This window comes from Sediminibacterium soli, from assembly GCF_009939225.1.
In the GTDB taxonomy this organism is placed as follows: domain Bacteria; phylum Bacteroidota; class Bacteroidia; order Chitinophagales; family Chitinophagaceae; genus Sediminibacterium; species Sediminibacterium soli.
In genome coordinates this window covers 892,857-909,346 of the sequence record NZ_JAACJR010000008.1, presented here as the reverse complement: position 1 = coordinate 909,346, position 16,490 = coordinate 892,857, and the positions used below count along the sequence as shown (strand labels likewise).

Sequence of the window (16,490 nt, the reverse complement as noted above, 5' to 3'; positions counted from 1 at the left end):
TTGTGAACAAGTAAACTCGCCATGGGGGTTTATACAGTAAACGGCGGCGTAATTTAGGCATATGGAAAACAGGTACCGCACGCTCCAGACCCTGGCAGCCATTGTTGCAGAAACTGCCCATCCAACACAATACCAGTGTACCATACGCGAAATGATTCTTCGTTCCGTATTCGACTGGAACCTGATTCACAGCCACCTGAAATTACTGGCCGATGAAGGGCTGGTGAACATATCGCAGGGCGACCTTCTGCAGTTTTCCATTACACAGGCAGGCATCGACAGATCTGATAACTTTTTCTCCGGTCCGGACAATACCCTCCGGTTTATTTATTCGGAAATCGCTTCTGCATAGCCGTTAAAGCCGGGGAGTAGGGAGTAACCCGATTATTTTTTCAGGCTTTTCAGGTAACGGATGGTTTGCGGCACCTGGGTAAGAATGGCGCTGCTTTCATCCTCGATAAAATAATAGCGGATACCCGCTTTTTTTGCTGCTTTCAGTATGCCGGGTATATCCAGTTCGCCCGTTCCCAAAGCCATATCATTTTCCTGCGAAGTGCCACCGGTAAGGTCTTTGGCTACGCCCTTGCGCAGGTCTTTCAGGTGCATCAGCTTCCAGCGGTTGCCGTATCGGTTGAGCAGGGTCACCGGATCGCCACCGCCAAACTGTACCCAGAGTATGTCCATTTCAAAAGAAACATAGTCGGGGTTTGTCTGCATTACCAGGTAATCAAGCAAAGTGCCGTTGCCATAGGGCTGAAATTCGTAGCCATGCACATGGTAACACAGGGTTAGTCCGTTCTCCTGCAGCCGTTGGCCTGCGCGGTTGAAATCGGCCACCGCTTTCTGTGCATCGGCCAGCGAAAAAGCGCCCCTGCTATGCGGTATCCAGGAGCACATCACGTAAGATGCGCCCAATGCCCGGGCTTTGTATACCACGGAATCGGTTCTGTTTACCAGTTCCTCGTAAGAAGCGCCGGTAGACGGGATGCGGATCCCTTTTTCTTCACATAATTTTCTGAAAGCCTCCGGTGTCATGCCCCTGGGAGCGCCTCCTTCCAGCAGGCGGATGCCCATAGACCTGATGGTATCCAGCGTGGCGGCGGTGTTAAAGGGCAGACTTCTGCGGAAAGTATAAGCCTGTATACCCAGCGGCTCCCTGAACAATTGCTGTGAAAAGCTGTTTAGGCTGATGCAGCAGAAAACAAAACAGGTGACGATGGGTAACCGGTAATAGGGCATGCCAGTAATATACAAAAAAGAAACCGGATAGCTGTCCTGCCCGGGGCATGGAAAATAGCGGGTACTCTGTATGTATGTAGACAAAATCGATATTTTTGTCCTTCATTAATAGCGCCTATGAAGATTTTGCTTGCAGACGACGAACCGATATTGTTAAAAACGATCGAACTGAAATTGCAGAAAGAAGGCTACCAGGTGGTGAGCACCTGCGACGGAAGGGAGGCAGTGGCCAAGATCGATGAATACGATCCCGATATCGTGATCACCGATCTGATGATGCCCTATATATCGGGTCTTGAGATTGTTGCTTTTGTGAGGAAAAAAACACATAAGAAGATCGGCGTGATCATGCTTACGGCGATGGAACAGGAGAAAGTGGTGATGGAAGCTTTTGAACTGGGGGTGGATGATTATGTTACCAAACCTTTCAGCCTGAATGAGCTCGTGATCCGCGTAAAAAAACTCGCGATGCAGTTCGCACGCAACAATGCTTCCTGATGCCGGAAACATACCGGCCGATCATTTTTCTGTAACGCCATAACACCGCTCATGACGCTATCCAAAAAAATGCTGTACCGTGCCTGTCTGCTGCTGATGCTGCTGGTACCTATGCTCACGAAAGCGCAGCTTGCCGATACGGTTTCTGCTGACGGGCTGTTACAGGCCGCCAGGAAAGCGGCTTTTGACCGGAAAGATTACACGCTGGCAAAACATTACCTGTATAAGGCGCTGGGACAAAGTCCGGATTATGCCGATATCAAAATTTTTCTCGGGAGGATTCATACCTGGACAGGCAGCACGGACAGTGCAAGGTTTTATTTTTCTTTGGCATTGAAAAACAATCCCGGCTACGCGGATGCGTCTGTGGCATACAGCGACCTGGAATACTGGAACGACCGGTATGAGAGCGCATTGGCGATAGTGGATTCGGGACTGGTACACCATCCGGCAGACCAGGACCTGTTGCTGCGCCGGGCTAAAATCTTGAATGCCATGCGCCGTTATGTGGAGGCCAATACGAGCGTACAGCAGCTGCTCTCCGTCAACAAACACAACAGCGATGCGCTGTTGCTGGCCAACCGGATCAGGGAACTGGCCAGCAGAAACAAAATCGGTCTTTCGTACGACTATGTTTATTTCGATAAACAGTTTGCCGATCCCTGGCACCTGGCCAGTTTTGACTACACACGTACCACGCGTATCGGTTCGGTTACCGGTCGCATCAATTACGCCAACCGGTTTAAGGAAAACGGTGTGCAGTACGAGCTCGAAGCCTACCCGCATATCTCCAACACTTTTTATGCGTATATCAACGGCGGCTACTCGGAAAATGTGGGTGTTTTTCCCAAATGGCGCGGTGGCTTCTCTCTGTATGCCAACCTGCCGGCGGGTTTTGAATGCGACCTGGGTGTGCGGTACCTCCAGTTTAGTTCCAGCCCCACCTGGATATATACCGGGTCGCTTGGAAAATATTACAAAAGCTGGCTCTTCAATTTCCGCAGCTATGTAACGCCGAGCAGTTTTGCTTCTTCGGTGTCTGCCTCTTATAACCTGTCAACAAGGTATTATTTTGGCGGAGCGGATGATTTTTTGGGAATGAATATCGGCTATGGTCTTTCGCCCGACGACAGACAGAATTCCATCCAGCTCGAAAACCCGGTAAAACTCACCACGTATAAAGCAGGCGCATCCCTTCGTAAAAAGATCGCAGGGTTCAATGTACTGAGTGTGGATGCCAGCTGGTTCAACCAGGAGTACCTTCCGGGTACAAAAGGCAACCAGTACCAGTTCAGCCTGGGATGGATATTCCGGTTCTGACCGCCGGGAAAGTGGATCATGCATGCATTACCGCGGTGCATATTTCTCCAGCAAACTGTCCGGAACAATTTTCAGCGTACCCACAAAAGCATTGTTCCTTGCCTTGAACCGGTTGAACGCACTGCGCATCCGGGCTTTCCGGATATCGTTTTGTTCCAGGCTGGCATCCATTGTTCCGTTGAGTTTGTAAAGCTCGTTGCCGTTCAGCAGGTAATCGCCCATCACAAAATCCACGATCTCGTTTTTGGTCTGCATCAGCGGGTAGGCATGCAGGTTGCGGAATTGCCTTGCCGTATCAAGCGAGGCACCCATCCAGGCCGCGGTTTTGGGAACGTTCAGTCCGTACTGTTTCTGCAGCAGCATCAGCAGGGCCGGCGTAATATCAAAATGGGTTGACAACGACGCAAACTGCGTCTTGCGCAAAAGCAGCGGTGAATACACGATCAGCGGCACATGGTAACGGTCTATTTTGGTGCTCATGGGTATTTCGGGCATGCGGTGATCGCCTGTTACCAGGAAAATAGTATGGTTAAAGTCTGCTCGTTTGCTGTACTCCGTAAAGAAATAACGCAGCGCATCGTCTGCATACAGGATGCCCGCATATTGGTCTGCATACGCCCGGTACTGCCGTTTCCTGGGTTCGTCAAGACCCAGTTCGGTCATGCGCTGTTCAAAACGGCTGAGGTATTGCGGCTGCTCATTGATACGGAAGGGGCTATGTGTCGACACCGTCAATACCAGGTTCAGGTAAGGTCGCTGCTCCTGCGGTTTCCCGTCAAAAAAGCGGCGGAACAATTCCTTATCGCCATATCCCCAGGAAGTGCCGGTAGGCGTTTCGGGCATTTTTATATATCCCGGCGGAAAACTTTTTACATCGTGGATGGAATCCACACGGTTCCGCTGCAGGTACATATCCATATTGTCAAAATGGGCATCGCCGCCATAGTAAAACGCCGTCTGGTAGCCATTGTTTTGGAGAATATTCAGCAGCGATAAGTGCCTGGGCATGGCATTATCCAGCCCGCTGAAACCGTTCCTGGCAAAAGGCAGGGAGCCCAGTATAGAAGGAAGCGCGGCAAAGCTTCTGCCACCCTCGCTCAGAAAATTCTGCCAGAAAAGACCCTGCTGCGACAATGAATCAATGAACGGTGTAAAATTACCGAGTAAGGCATCTCTTCCTGTAAAGGCGCGGCCAAGTCCTTCCACCAGTACGATCACGATATTCGGCGGCGCACTGTCTTTCCTGAAAAAAGGCGATAGTGTTTCCCAACTGCTGTCTGTTGTGTGCAGGAAAGGAAAGTTTTTTTCATCGATATAATTGTACCGGATCAGGGCATCACCGTTGTCGCCGGGCTGGTTTTCGGCATAGCCATTGGTATCGGAGTCCTGGTCCCGGTTAAAGAAATAGGTAAAAGTGGATGCGAGGAAGAACTGTGCTTTATTCAGTGCGAGGTTATTGGCGTATTCCTGTTTCAGCAGCAAAGGGTTCATGCCGCCTCTCAGTATCCGGATGCTGGAACCCGTGATCAGCAGCAACAGCAGGGTGGCAACCGCCTTGCCCGGTCTTACCCTGCGGGATAGGAACACAAACGCCAGGATGCCGATGGCTATGATAAGCACCAGGCCGATAACAGCCGTTGCGGAAATGCCTCCCGCGGCATTCACCGTTTGCTTGATATCGTCCATGGTATACACCCATAGATCAGCGCCCAATGGCACCAGCGTGGTCAGGAAGTACTGCACAAGTCCGGCCTGTACCAGCAACAGCAGTACGCTGAATGTGATAAACAGTATCGCCGCCAGTCTGCGATGCACCAGGTAAAGGAAAGCATAGGGGATAACTGCCAGCCCGCAAAACTGGCCAAAGAACACCAGGTCTTTCAGCAGGCTGTACAGGACCAGCTTTCCCGGTGTTTCCGGCAGCCCGTTTTTGAAGAATGCATAACCCAGTTCAGCTGTTCGCGCCAGCAACAGCAGCAGCAGCAGCACGATGGCATGCGAAGCAAAATACCGGAACGCTTCGAACAGTTTGCCCGGAAGCCGGCCGATGGCCGCCATGGGATCCCTGAAAAACCCGGGCTGCTCTGTGGTTGTTTCAACAGGCGGTGGCGGCGGAGTAACTGCCTGTGGTGTAACCGTCGTGGCGGCAGCATCCGTTTTTTTGGCAAAACCCTGCCGCGTCATCTCGCCCCAGCTTTTTTTCTTGCGCAGGTAATCGATAAAACCCTTGATGGCGCTTAACACCACGAACGGGTGAAAATAAAAAGGTTCGGTAAGCGCGGTCAGCAAGAGGATAAGTATATCCGTTCGCCTTTTGTACTGGTGAAAAGTGAGCACCTCCATCAGTATGGCAAAACTGGAATACAAAAAACCAAAACATACGATGAACAAGAAATAGCAGAAGAAAAAGCTCCAGTCCATCAGCCCGAAAGAAGCAAACAGGAAGAAGCATACAAACCCGAAGAATTCGATCACCGGTGCGCACATTTCGAAGAAGAACCAGTAGGGATAGCTGATCATGCCCAGCAGGTGGTACTTCGGGTTAAAGAACATCACTTTGTGAAAACGCAGTGTTTCGATGGTGCCGCGGGTCCACCGGTTACGCTGGCGGCCCAGGATATTGAATGTGCTTGGCGCTTCGGTCCAGCACAGCGGATCGGGTATATAGGTAACCCTGTAGTTCTGTTTTCTTTCTTCCATGTAGCGGCGCATACGCACCACCAGTTCCATGTCTTCTCCCACGGTATTGTGGTTATAACCGCCCGCTTTGATGGCGATCTCTTTGTCGAACGCACCGAAGGCACCCGATATCAGCATCAGCCCGTTAAGCCGGCTCCAGGCCATCCTGCCCAGTATAAACGCCCTGATGTATTCCAGTATCTGCATTCTTGGCAGGTAGTCGGTGGCCAGCCGCACTTTTACCAGTTTGCCGTCTTCGATCTCGCAGGAATTGGCGATACGCACCACACCGCCCGAAGCGATCACTTTTTCGCCGGTCTCTTCCATAAAGGGTTTGATCATCTTCAGCAGGGCGTCCTGTTCGAGAATGCAATCCACATCGATGCAAACCAGGTAATCGTTAGAGGATACGTTGATGCCCACATTCAGTGCATCCGCCTTGCCGCCGTTGACCTTATCAACCACGATGAGTTTATGGTGGATGCTTTTACGGCTGCGGTAAACGCCGCGGACCGGTTTGGTATCGATCTTATAGTCGACAAAAAAATCCAGTTTCTCGAGATCGTAGGCTTCTATGAGTTTTTGCAGGCTGTCGTCTTTGCTGCCGTCGTTGATCACGATCACTTCGAGGTTGGTATAGTAGATAGACAGCAATGACCGTACGTTTTCAACAATGGTCATCCCTTCGTTGTATGCCGGGGCCAGTATGCTTACCGTTGGGGCATGCGCCGATGAAGCCAGCACCCTGAAATCGGCGAACTTATTTCGGTGCATGTATTGGCTTGTTTCCCCGATGGAAAAGACGCCGATAAAAATATAAGACAGCAGCAGCAATACGGAGTAGGCAAATATTCCGTAGGTGAGTATATCGAATAATATGTTTACAACGATCGTTGCCGGCATTACAGACTTTTTATATGCATTAATATCCTTTCGAACGGTTCGGGCTCCTGCCGGGCTCTTTCGGCAACGATGGCGGTTCCATCGGTACAGCATTTGGCCAGCACATTCGCCGCTTTGAGTTTGATGATATTATCCGGGTCGTTCAGCAGTTCCACAAGCAGGTCTTTTTGTTCATCGCCGGCCATGGTGGCAAGTGCATCGAGTATCAACGCCCGGTTGGCCGGACCTTCTTTCCTGAAATAACCCAGCAGTATCATGGGTGTTTGTTCGTCGGCCAGCAGTATCACCGCTTTTACGGCCTGGGTTCTCACTTTTTCGTTGGCATGGGTAAGGCAGTGCACTGCGGCATCCCGCATCTGGAAGTACTGGTATTCGGTGACCAGCTTCAGCACAAAAATGACCACGGTATCGTTTTTCGACTGCAGCCAGCCAGGAATATTGGCGGTGATATCTTCTTTTTTTTGCGTAAGACGCAGCTGTTCCAGCAATCGTATCTGCTGCCATTCGGTCAGCGGGTAAGCGATCACATCCAGGAAACGCAGACCGGCAAACCCCGTCATATAGATCACGCCTGTCTGGGCTTCCATGCGCACGAACTCGTTCCTGTTATTGGTATTCTTGTAGATGGTGGTGAGCAGGTCGGCCTGGTTCATCATGAACAGCTCCTGTATTCCCCTGGCTTTTATGAACCATTTGCCGCTCCGGATTTTTTTGACAGAATCTTTTTTCAGGTCAAACCGCTCATACAGACCCATAATCGTATTGCCGGCACTGCCTGAGAAATTGCGTTTGCATTTCACCAGTTCGTTGATCAGGTACTGCCTGGCCCGGGGGTTTCTGAGCGACCGGTACAGGTTTTGCGAAACCGGTATATCGGCATCGTCTTCCTCCATAAGGATATGCGTGATCCAGTTCTCGATGTCCTGGTTGATCGCAAGCGAATAGAAATGCTGTCTTTTTTTTCGCCAGAGAACAATGTAAATGGCAACGATGATGGCGGCAAGAAAAAAAAGCAGTACCGTGGTGCCTTTTAGTAAGTTTTCGGGGGTCATAAAGTCAAAGAAGCTGGTCCCCGCCAGTAACCGGGTACCAGAATCCGCCAGAAAACACATAAAAGGATGGGTCATAATGCATCATAAGGGGCGGTGTTCCGCCGCGTCCACCGGGTGATGTTTAAAGATATTGCAATCCGGGTTATGGAGCATAAACAGCTGGGGGAAGTTTTGGTTGAAAAACAGGCAGGGAATGGTGTAAAATCGAACACCCCCCATTTTTAAATCACTGCTCAACCTATCTCCGCAGCCCGAACCTGCCCAAAACCGCAGGAGCACCTGTTTGCCAAAACGAAAAGACCTTAACTCCGTGTACCTCTGTCTCTCTGTGGCTCTGTGTTGAAGCTGTGCCTCCGTCTTCTCCTTAGCAATAGCCTGTTTGCCGCGGGAACGAGTTTTTTTTCAACACAGAGCCACGGAGAGACAGAGGTACACAGGGAGGGCGTGGAAAACAGGGACGCTTTCAGAATGTGTAGGGTAGCCAGCCTGTTATTGCAATACCACCAATACCGGCCGGTGGTCCGATGCAAGGGGTTCGTCGGGTACTTCGGCCCTGGCCGTTTTTCTGGTGTTGCCGTAGCCGAAGATATAATCGATGCAGCGGTTAGGAACGCCCGCGGGGAAGGTGAAAGCGGTGCCGCTCAGTAATTCCCATTTCTTTTTCAGCTCAGTAATCGGGGCGGATTCGGGTAACGCGTTCAGATCGCCTGCGAGGTAAACGGGTTTGTGATAAGCGGATACCTGTTCGTTGATGATCTGCACAGAACTCAATTGATCGGCAGGGGTAAGCGACAGGTGGGTGTTGAATACGACAAAATCTTTGAACTCAGCCATCAGCAGGCTGCGGCGTTCTTCTTTTCCCGGCAGCGGGATACGGGTTACCTGTATTGGTTTTTCTTTTGACAGCAGTCCCACACCATATTTACCGCCATTGTAATCGATCGATGCGCTGAAATGGTAATACATGCCTGTTTTTTTGGCGATCAGTTTCAATACATCCATTCCATTGCTGCGCTGGGTAACGCTGTCCAGTTCCTGGAGTGCAACGATATCGGGCTGTTGTTTTTGGATGGCTGCGGCAATACGGTCATAGTCTGTGGTATTGTCCATGCCTTTGGCGTTGCGGATATTGTAGCTGAGCAGTTTTTGCGCAAAAGATGCGGTACAGACAAACAGCAGCAAAAAGATAATAGCGATGGGTTTCATGATTGGGTTCTCGCATCAAATATCGGTTGCCCGGGAGAAAAGCAGTGATAAAATTCGTTATCTTACTGTAACGCCGTGGCGGTATTTGGAAGAGGCTGTATGCATGCACAGGGCGATGTTCGCATCAAACTGAAATCGTCGTTCTTTCCCGGTCAGTTGTGCATACTGCGGTATTCATTAGGCGGCATGCCAACGCGCTGCTTGAACAGTCTTGTAAAGTGTTGGGGATATTTAAATCCGAGTTCATAAGCGATCTCGCTGACGGATTTTGATGCATCAAACATCCGCTCCTTCGCTATATCAATCAGTTTTTCCTGGATCTGCTCCTGTGCAGAACGACCCGTCTCTTTCTTGATCAGGTCGCCGAAATAGTTGGCAGACAGGTTCAGTTGCTGTGCGCACCAGGCAACCGAGGGAAGCCCGTTTGACGGAGCCTGGCCGGAGGTGTAGTAATCATGCAGTAAATTTTCGAACCGCTCCAGAACGCCTCTGTGCACATTCTCGCGCGTGATGAACTGGCGGTCATAAAAACGTGTGCAGTAATTGAGGAAGAGCTCTATATTGGAAATGATCAGTTTTTGACTGTGTTTATCGATAGGATGCCGTAGCTCAAAATCAATCTTGTCAAAACAATCGAGTATCACCTGTTTTTCGGTATCCGACAAATGCAGCGCTTCGTGCATTTCATAGGAAAAGAAACGGTAGTCGCCGATATGCCGGCCCAGTGCCGATCCCCGGATAAAATCCGGGTGAAAAACAAGCACTTTCCCTTTCGGCTGGAAATAGGATCCGTCATTTTCCACTCCTATCACCTGACCGGGCCCTACAAATACAAGGGTTCCTTCTTCATAGTCGTAGTAATTGCAGCCGTAACGGAGATCGCCGCATTTGACTTCTTTTAAAAATACCGTGTAAAAATCAAAGCGCATTTTATTGTGCTGACGGGGCGCCGCCATGGACAGATCAACCAGGTTAACCAGCGGGTGACGGGTTTCGTTACGGTTCCATTGGTTGTAGGCTTTGATGGTATCGAACCTGATAAAATTTTGCATATCCACCTTTCTACCGCAAAAGTACTTCGTATATCCCTGATTGCGTGATATGCCGGCCGGATCCGGTAATAATGGTAAGTATTCCGGTAACCTGTATACAAGCCATACTGAACGGATGGCCGATTTTTGCATTCAAAATATCCGATCATGCAACAACACCGTCGCAATTTCCTGAAATCAGGCACATTATTGGGCGCATCAGCCCTGGCAGCATCTGCGCTTAACCTGTTGCCTGCTACCGTCCGGGGATCGGCCCCGGCGCCGGTAAAAGACCAAACCCGTACGCTGGGAAAAGGGAAACACAGTCTTACCATCAATTACGGCATGGGCCTGGGCTGTATGGGCATGAGCTGGAACCGGAGTTTTGTACCGGATCGAAAAAACATGATTTCCCTCATACGCCGGGCCTATGATAGGGGAGTGATTTTTTTTGACACAGCAGAAGCCTATGGCCCGTTTTTAAACGAAGAACTTGTGGGGGAGGCGATAGCGCCATTTCGAAATCATAGCATCCTTTGCAGCAAGTTCGGGTTCGACATACAGAACAATAAAATGACCGGCGCACTCAACAGCAAACCCGCACATATACGCGAGGTAGTTGACCGGTCGCTGCGAAGATTAAAGACGGATCGGATTGACCTGTTGTACCAGCATCGGGTGGATCCAAATGTGCCGATGGAAGAAGTGGCAGGAACGGTAAAGGATTTAATCGCACAGGGTAAAGTGATGCATTTCGGGTTAAGTGAAGCCGGCGCTGAATCCATCCGCAAGGCACATGCCGTGCAGCCGGTCACTGCATTGCAAACCGAGTTCTCGCTGCTGACACGAGAACCATTGACTGATGTGATTCCTGTATGCGAAGAACTGGGTATCGGCTTTGTGCCATACAGTCCGCTGTCAAGAGCCTACCTGACCGGCTATATCAATGAGCGAACTGTTTATGTGCCGGGAAATGATAACCGACCGGGTCTGCCGCGATACAAAGCTGACGCGGTAATTGCCAACTGGCGGATACTGGATGTGATCGTCAATTTTGGTAACGAACGGGGATTAACTGCCGCGCAGGTATCGCTGGCGTGGTTAATGGCGCAGAAACCCTGGATCGTTCCGATACCCGGCACAACCAAACTGGCGCACTTGCAGGAAAATCTCGGGAGCTCGGATATCAGCTTTACACAAGAGGAACTGACAACTTTTACAGCGGCCATTGCCGCGATACCGGTAACCGGTACGCGATATGCAACGCCCCAAACAAAATAAACAGATCAAACATGAAAAAGAGATTATTGGGTAAGAGCGGCCTGGAAGTTTCGGCATTGGGTCTTGGCTGTATGGGTTTAAGTTTCGGGCTCGGACCGGCCATGGATAAAACAACCGCCATCCAGCTCTTGCACAAAGCCGTAGACCTGGGCATAACTTTTTTTGATACCGCCGAAGCGTATGGTCCCGGTGCCAACGAAGAACTATTGGGAGAAGCCCTGTCGGGCGTACGCGACAAAGTAGTCATCGCCACCAAATTCGGGTTTGAACAGGGAAAGACGAGCCTGGGTTTGAACAGCAGGCCCGACAATATCCGTAAGGTGACTGAGGATGCGCTGCGCCGGCTGAATACCGACAGGATCGATCTGCTGTACCAGCACAGGGTAGATCCCGGTGTGCCCATGGAAGACGTGGCCGGAGCCGTGAAAAACCTGATCGCCCAGGGTAAGGTATTGCATTTCGGTTTGTCGGAAGCAGGTGCCGATTCCATCAGAAAGGCGCATGTCGTTCAGCCTGTGACGGCGTTGCAGAGCGAATATTCGCTGTGGTGGAGGGAACCGGAGAAAGAGATACTGCCTTTGCTGGAAGAACTGGGTATCGGCTTTGTGCCGTTCAGTCCCCTGGGCAAAGGCTTCCTGACCGGGGCCATCGATGAAAAAACACAGTTTGACAGTACCGATTTCCGCAATATCGTACCGCGTTTTTCAGAAGAGAACCGAAGAGCCAACCAGTCGCTGGTAGACCTGCTAAAAGAAATGGCGCAGCAGAAACAAGCCACGCCCGCGCAGATCGCGCTGGCCTGGCTGCTGGCGCAAAAAAGTTGGATCGTACCCATACCGGGAACCACCAAAACCAACAGGCTGATCGAAAATGCGGATGCCGTCAACGTTCTTCTTTCCCCGGACGAACTGGCGCAGATCGAAACGGCGGCGGCCGCCATCGAAATACATGGCGCGCGGTATCCGCAGCAACTGCAAAATCTGGTGGGGAGGTAGGGATTGAGGCGATGTCGTTGCTGGTCGTGTGATTACGGGTGTTCGGAAGAGCCCAATTGTCTATTGTCCGGTTGCAGTTGACACGCTGCGAAACTCCCTTTCTCTGCGCCTCTGTGGTGAAAACAAAGTATTTCTTCACCGCAGAGACGCAGGAGGAACAGAGGTACGCAGAGGTAAGGGAGCGTAGCGACTATTTCCCAAGTGGTTGTTGGTCACATGAGAATATGCGAGTGTTCCGCGGATGCATCAGAAAACCGAATACAAGCAATTTCCACAAAGCATGGCTGGCAAACTTATGTACGCAGTTCTGACACTCGATTGCAAGGAGAATACCGGGTCATTACCTTTATGGAATTACAGGACATTGACCTAACTTCGTCCGTGCGATGAAGGCGACCAGTGTTAGCGATGCAGTAATGTGCTTTTAATCGCAATGTCCCCTGCGGAAGACATGCGGAGAACAGTTTTTTTATAGTTAAACAGACTGTGTGGAAATAAAACTGCTGACAAGCTAGGAACAAAGCACTGATATAAACATAGAGAATGCAACAAATAATATTGTATGGTCAACAACATTACCTAAAAAACCGGTATGGTTAACTGGGTGTTCGATTCCCGGACCTACTATCAGGAGGGAGTCTACCGAACACCTTTTATTCAACCCATTTATTCACCGAAAGCCGCACTGCTAAAGGAAAAGGGGCTGCTCGTTGTAGAGCAACCCCCTGTCCAAATTGAGGTATTTTTGAAGAAGTACCCGGTACGGGAATCGAACCCGTCTTTGCCCCGTGAAAGGGGGCTGTCCTAGCCGATAGACGAACCGGGCAGTTTTTATCAATCGGGACGCAAAAATAGGTCCCACCGGTTTTCCTGCCAAATGTTTTTGGGTCCCGGTCAAAAAAATATCGGTTGCGGATCCCGGAAATGATGCAAACCTAATCACCAAAAGCCTTCGCCAAACTGCTGAATTACGTAAATTCGCACCTCATTCGCATTTTTCACATTTAAACAAGCTATCAATGAGTACAGTTAAAGTTGCCATTAACGGTTTCGGACGCATCGGCCGTTTGGTATTTCGCCAGATCTACAACATGGAAGGAATTGACGTGGTAGCCATCAACGATCTGACCAGCCCCAAAGTATTGGCTCATCTCTTAAAATACGACAGCGCACAGGGCCGTTTCGATGCCAATGTGACCGCTACAGAAGACGCTATCGTGGTAAACGGCGATACCGTTAAGATCTACGCACAGAAAGACCCCGCCCAGATACCCTGGGGAAACCATGGGGTTGACGTGGTGATCGAATCAACCGGTTTCTTCACCGATAAAGACAAGGCACAGTCGCATATCACCGCCGGTGCCAAACGCGTGGTAATTTCCGCTCCCGCAACCGGCGACCTGAAAACAGTGGTATTCAATGTAAACCATTCCATTCTGGATGGCAGCGAAACCATTATTTCCTGCGCCTCCTGTACCACCAACTGCCTGGCGCCGATGGCCAAAGTGCTGAACGATACTTTCGGTATCCTTGTAGGCCAGATGACTACCATTCACGCCTATACCAACGACCAGAACACCCTGGATGCGCCCCATCCAAAAGGCGATCTGCGCCGCGCCAGGGCTGCCGCAGCCAACATCGTTCCCAACAGCACCGGCGCTGCCAAAGCCATCGGCCTGGTACTGCCCGAACTGAAAGGCAAACTCGATGGCGGCGCCCAGCGCGTACCCGTGATCACAGGATCCTCCACCGAACTGGTGACCGTATTGGGTAAAAAAGTGACCATCGAAGAAGTGAACGCCGCCATGAAAGCCGCCGCCAACGAAAGCTTTGGCTACAACGAAGACGAGATCGTAAGCTCCGATATCATCGGCACCCGTTTCGGATCGCTGTTCGATGCCACCCAGACCAAAGTGGTGACCGTGGGCGATAACCAGATGGTGAAAACCGTTAGCTGGTACGATAACGAGATGAGCTATGTAAGCCAGCTGGTTCGTACGGTGAAATACTTTGCGGGATTGATCTCGAAGTAATTTGAAAATTTGAAGATGTGGCAATTTGAAAATGCATGCCTGCATTATTCAATTGCCACTTTTTTTTGAACATATTTTCAAATTTTCAAATCGTCAAATTTTCAAATTAATATTATGAGCAAATTCACCGACCACAACTTCAAAGACCAGCGCGCACTGATACGCGTGGATTTCAATGTTCCGCTGGATGCGGCATATAAGATCACCGATGATACCCGTATGCGGGCCACCATTCCAACCATTCAGAAAATACTGAAAGATGGTGGCAGCGTGGTGCTGATGAGCCATCTGGGGCGCCCCAAAGACGGGCCAACAGAGAAATATTCGCTCAAACACCTACTTGGCCACCTGGGCGAGTTACTGAATGGTATTACCGTAAAATTTGCTGACGATTGCATCGGCGCATCGGCCACTGAGTTGTCCTCTTCCCTTACACCCGGCGAAGTGTTACTGCTCGAAAACCTCCGTTTCTACAAGGAAGAAGAAAAAGGCGATGCCGCTTTTGCAGAAAAACTCAGCAAACTGGGCGATGTATACGTAAACGATGCGTTCGGCACCGCACACCGCGCGCATGCTTCTACCGCGGTGATCGCACAGTATTTCCCCGCAGACAAAAAAATGTTCGGTTATGTGATGGAGGGAGAAGTGTCGAGCGCCGAAAAAGTGCTCCACAACAGCGAAAAACCATTTGTGGCCATCATCGGTGGCGCCAAAGTGAGCGATAAGATACTGATACTCGAAAACCTCCTCGAAAAAGCCACGGATATCATCATCGGCGGCGGTATGGCCTATACATTCATGAAGGCACAGGGCGGTAACATCGGTAATTCGCTTTGCGAAAACGACCGCATCGAAACGGCGAAAGAACTGCTGAAGAAAGCGGATGCCAAAGGCGTTTGCATACACCTGCCCGCCGATTCGACCATTGCCGACAAATTTGCTGCCGATGCCAATACCTCATCGGCTCCTACCAATAATATCCCCGATGGCTGGATGGGCCTCGATATCGGCGCCAATGCCTGCGAGCAGTTCACCAACTGCATCAAACGCTCCAAAACCATTCTCTGGAACGGCCCGATGGGTGTTTTCGAGATGGAAAAATTCCAGCACGGCACCAAAACCATCGCAACCGCGGTGGCGGAAGCCACGCAATCCGGCGCCTACTCGCTGGTGGGCGGCGGCGACAGCGTTGCGGCGGTCAACCAGTTCGGTTTTGCCGACAAGGTAAGCTATGTATCCACCGGCGGCGGCGCCCTGCTCGAGTACTTCGAAGGCAAAACCCTCCCCGGCATCGCCGCCATCAACGACACTGATTCCCAAGGCGGATAGAAGAAGGGGACAGATGAACAGATGAACAGGGAACAAAGAACAGAGGAACAGAAGATCGGATAGTTACCAATTACTTCGATATTCGACATTAATTCAATATTCGACATTCCCTGTTCAATATTCGATATTCCCCTTCCTTCGCTCCTTGCTCCTTGCTCATCTGTTCGTCTGTTCGGGGGGAACAGATGAACAAGGAATATCGAATAACGATCGGAGTTATTTCAATACTCGACATTCCCCTTCCCCCGCTCCTTGCTCCTCTGTTCCCCTATTCCTGTAATGTTTTCCTTCTTTTTGCGACAAACGAGTAAATTACATTTAAAACCAAGAAAAATGAGTACCAAAAATCTTACCCTTATTGTCATTGTCGGTTTGATACTGCTGATCGGCGGTTGTGGCTGTAATGGATATAATGGTTTGGTGAAACAGGATGAGGTGGTGAACAACGCCTGGAATAATGTGCAGAGCGATTATCAGCGCCGTGCCGACCTGATCCCCAACTTAGTGAATACCGTAAAGGGAGAGGCTAATTTTGAACAGACAACCCTTACCAATGTGATCAATGCAAGGGCCAGCGCCACACAGGTGAAAGTGGATCCGAAAGACCTTACACCCGAGAAACTGGCGCAGTTCCAGGCCGCACAGGGACAGTTATCGCAGGCACTGGGCCGTTTGCTGGTGGTAACGGAGAATTACCCCAACCTCAGGGCCAACGATGCATTCCGCGGGTTGCAGGCACAGCTGGAAGGCACCGAGAACAGGATCAAAGTGTCTCGTAACGATTTCAACAAGGCCGTTGCGGATTACAACGTAAAAGTGCGTTCGTTCCCGATGAATATCTTCTCCGGCATGTTCGGTTTCAAAGCCAGAACAGGTTTTACGGCAGAGGCAGGTTCGGAAAAAGCACCTGAAGTAAAATTCTAA

General features: G+C 50.5%; 13 protein-coding genes and 1 tRNA gene. 8 read left to right on the top strand and 6 right to left on the bottom strand.

From position 1 onward, the window contains the following. Positions 1-61 precede the first annotated feature (61 nt). Complete coding sequence (locus GWC94_RS11095) at positions 62-352, top strand: hypothetical protein (protein WP_161835090.1); 291 nt, start codon at positions 62-64, stop codon at positions 350-352. A gap of 32 nt (positions 353-384) precedes the next feature. Here GWC94_RS11095 and GWC94_RS11090 read toward each other — a convergent pair whose 3' ends face one another. Continuing rightward, positions 385-1,239 (bottom strand): sugar phosphate isomerase/epimerase family protein, encoded by an 855-nt coding sequence (locus tag GWC94_RS11090; RefSeq protein WP_161835089.1) that lies wholly within the window; start codon positions 1,237-1,239, stop codon positions 385-387. 117 nt (positions 1,240-1,356) lie between these two features. Between GWC94_RS11090 and GWC94_RS11085 the strand changes: the two genes are divergently transcribed. Together GWC94_RS11085 and GWC94_RS11080 are read left to right on the top strand one after the other, a co-directional pair. Next, positions 1,357-1,737: a response regulator transcription factor gene (locus GWC94_RS11085; RefSeq protein ID WP_161835088.1), complete on the top strand. Its 381-nt coding sequence runs from the start codon at positions 1,357-1,359 to the stop codon at positions 1,735-1,737. A gap of 51 nt (positions 1,738-1,788) precedes the next feature. Beyond that, positions 1,789-3,057, top strand: a complete 1,269-nt coding sequence (locus tag GWC94_RS11080; RefSeq protein WP_202628732.1) for a YaiO family outer membrane beta-barrel protein — start codon at positions 1,789-1,791, stop codon at positions 3,055-3,057. 27 nt (positions 3,058-3,084) lie between these two features. On the opposite strand, the gene GWC94_RS11075 is transcribed toward GWC94_RS11080, so the two are convergent. The 4 genes from GWC94_RS11075 to GWC94_RS11060 all read right to left on the bottom strand — a co-directional run bounded on the left by GWC94_RS11075 (position 3,085) and on the right by GWC94_RS11060 (position 9,949). After that, entirely contained in the window at positions 3,085-6,639 is a 3,555-nt protein-coding gene (locus GWC94_RS11075; protein ID WP_161835087.1) for a sulfatase-like hydrolase/transferase, read from the bottom strand. Beyond that, entirely contained in the window at positions 6,639-7,691 is a 1,053-nt protein-coding gene (locus tag GWC94_RS11070; protein ID WP_161835086.1) for a HEAT repeat domain-containing protein, read from the bottom strand. The genes GWC94_RS11075 and GWC94_RS11070 overlap by 1 nt, the downstream gene beginning before the upstream one ends. Positions 7,692-8,180: 489 nt before the next feature. Continuing rightward, positions 8,181-8,897 (bottom strand): endonuclease/exonuclease/phosphatase family protein, encoded by a 717-nt coding sequence (locus tag GWC94_RS11065; RefSeq protein WP_161835085.1) that lies wholly within the window; start codon positions 8,895-8,897, stop codon positions 8,181-8,183. A 152-nt stretch (positions 8,898-9,049) separates the two neighbouring features. Then, complete coding sequence (locus tag GWC94_RS11060; protein ID WP_161835084.1) at positions 9,050-9,949, bottom strand: helix-turn-helix domain-containing protein; 900 nt, start codon at positions 9,947-9,949, stop codon at positions 9,050-9,052. A gap of 147 nt (positions 9,950-10,096) precedes the next feature. Between GWC94_RS11060 and GWC94_RS11055 the strand changes: the two genes are divergently transcribed. Then, positions 10,097-11,209 carry an aldo/keto reductase gene (locus GWC94_RS11055; protein WP_161835083.1) on the top strand — a complete coding sequence of 371 codons (1,113 nt, stop codon included), beginning with the start codon at positions 10,097-10,099 and terminating at the stop codon, positions 11,207-11,209. Between the two features lie 11 nt (positions 11,210-11,220). Beyond that, positions 11,221-12,204, top strand: a complete 984-nt coding sequence (locus GWC94_RS11050; RefSeq protein WP_161835082.1) for an aldo/keto reductase — start codon at positions 11,221-11,223, stop codon at positions 12,202-12,204. A gap of 754 nt (positions 12,205-12,958) precedes the next feature. Here the strand turns inward: GWC94_RS11050 and GWC94_RS11045 are convergent. Further along, positions 12,959-13,030 (bottom strand) — tRNA-Glu (locus tag GWC94_RS11045). Between the two features lie 193 nt (positions 13,031-13,223). Here GWC94_RS11045 and gap point away from each other — a divergent pair. From gap to GWC94_RS11030, 3 genes are all read left to right on the top strand, one after another. Further along, entirely contained in the window at positions 13,224-14,237 is a 1,014-nt protein-coding gene (gene gap, locus GWC94_RS11040; RefSeq protein ID WP_161835081.1) for a type I glyceraldehyde-3-phosphate dehydrogenase, read from the top strand. 114 nt (positions 14,238-14,351) lie between these two features. Beyond that, the gene (locus GWC94_RS11035; protein WP_161835080.1) at positions 14,352-15,566 is read left to right on the top strand and encodes a phosphoglycerate kinase; all 1,215 of its coding nucleotides are present in this window, start codon (positions 14,352-14,354) and stop codon (positions 15,564-15,566) included. Positions 15,567-15,899: 333 nt separating this feature from the next. Continuing rightward, positions 15,900-16,490, top strand: a complete 591-nt coding sequence (locus tag GWC94_RS11030; RefSeq protein ID WP_161835079.1) for a LemA family protein — start codon at positions 15,900-15,902, stop codon at positions 16,488-16,490.

Bases quoted from the DNA above. Each gene is read 5' to 3' on its own strand.
- GWC94_RS11095 (WP_161835090.1), top strand. From the start codon at position 62: ATGGAAAACAGGTACCGCACGCTCCAGACCCTGGCAGCCATTGTTGCA.
- GWC94_RS11090 (WP_161835089.1), bottom strand. From the start codon at position 1,239: ATGCCCTATTACCGGTTACCCATCGTCACCTGTTTTGTTTTCTGCTGC.
- GWC94_RS11085 (WP_161835088.1), top strand. From the start codon at position 1,357: ATGAAGATTTTGCTTGCAGACGACGAACCGATATTGTTAAAAACGATC.
- GWC94_RS11080 (WP_202628732.1), top strand. From the start codon at position 1,789: ATGACGCTATCCAAAAAAATGCTGTACCGTGCCTGTCTGCTGCTGATG.
- GWC94_RS11075 (WP_161835087.1), bottom strand. From the start codon at position 6,639: ATGCCGGCAACGATCGTTGTAAACATATTATTCGATATACTCACCTAC.
- GWC94_RS11070 (WP_161835086.1), bottom strand. From the start codon at position 7,691: ATGACCCCCGAAAACTTACTAAAAGGCACCACGGTACTGCTTTTTTTT.
- GWC94_RS11065 (WP_161835085.1), bottom strand. From the start codon at position 8,897: ATGAAACCCATCGCTATTATCTTTTTGCTGCTGTTTGTCTGTACCGCA.
- GWC94_RS11060 (WP_161835084.1), bottom strand. From the start codon at position 9,949: ATGCAAAATTTTATCAGGTTCGATACCATCAAAGCCTACAACCAATGG.
- GWC94_RS11055 (WP_161835083.1), top strand. From the start codon at position 10,097: ATGCAACAACACCGTCGCAATTTCCTGAAATCAGGCACATTATTGGGC.
- GWC94_RS11050 (WP_161835082.1), top strand. From the start codon at position 11,221: ATGAAAAAGAGATTATTGGGTAAGAGCGGCCTGGAAGTTTCGGCATTG.
- gap (WP_161835081.1), top strand. From the start codon at position 13,224: ATGAGTACAGTTAAAGTTGCCATTAACGGTTTCGGACGCATCGGCCGT.
- GWC94_RS11035 (WP_161835080.1), top strand. From the start codon at position 14,352: ATGAGCAAATTCACCGACCACAACTTCAAAGACCAGCGCGCACTGATA.
- GWC94_RS11030 (WP_161835079.1), top strand. From the start codon at position 15,900: ATGAGTACCAAAAATCTTACCCTTATTGTCATTGTCGGTTTGATACTG.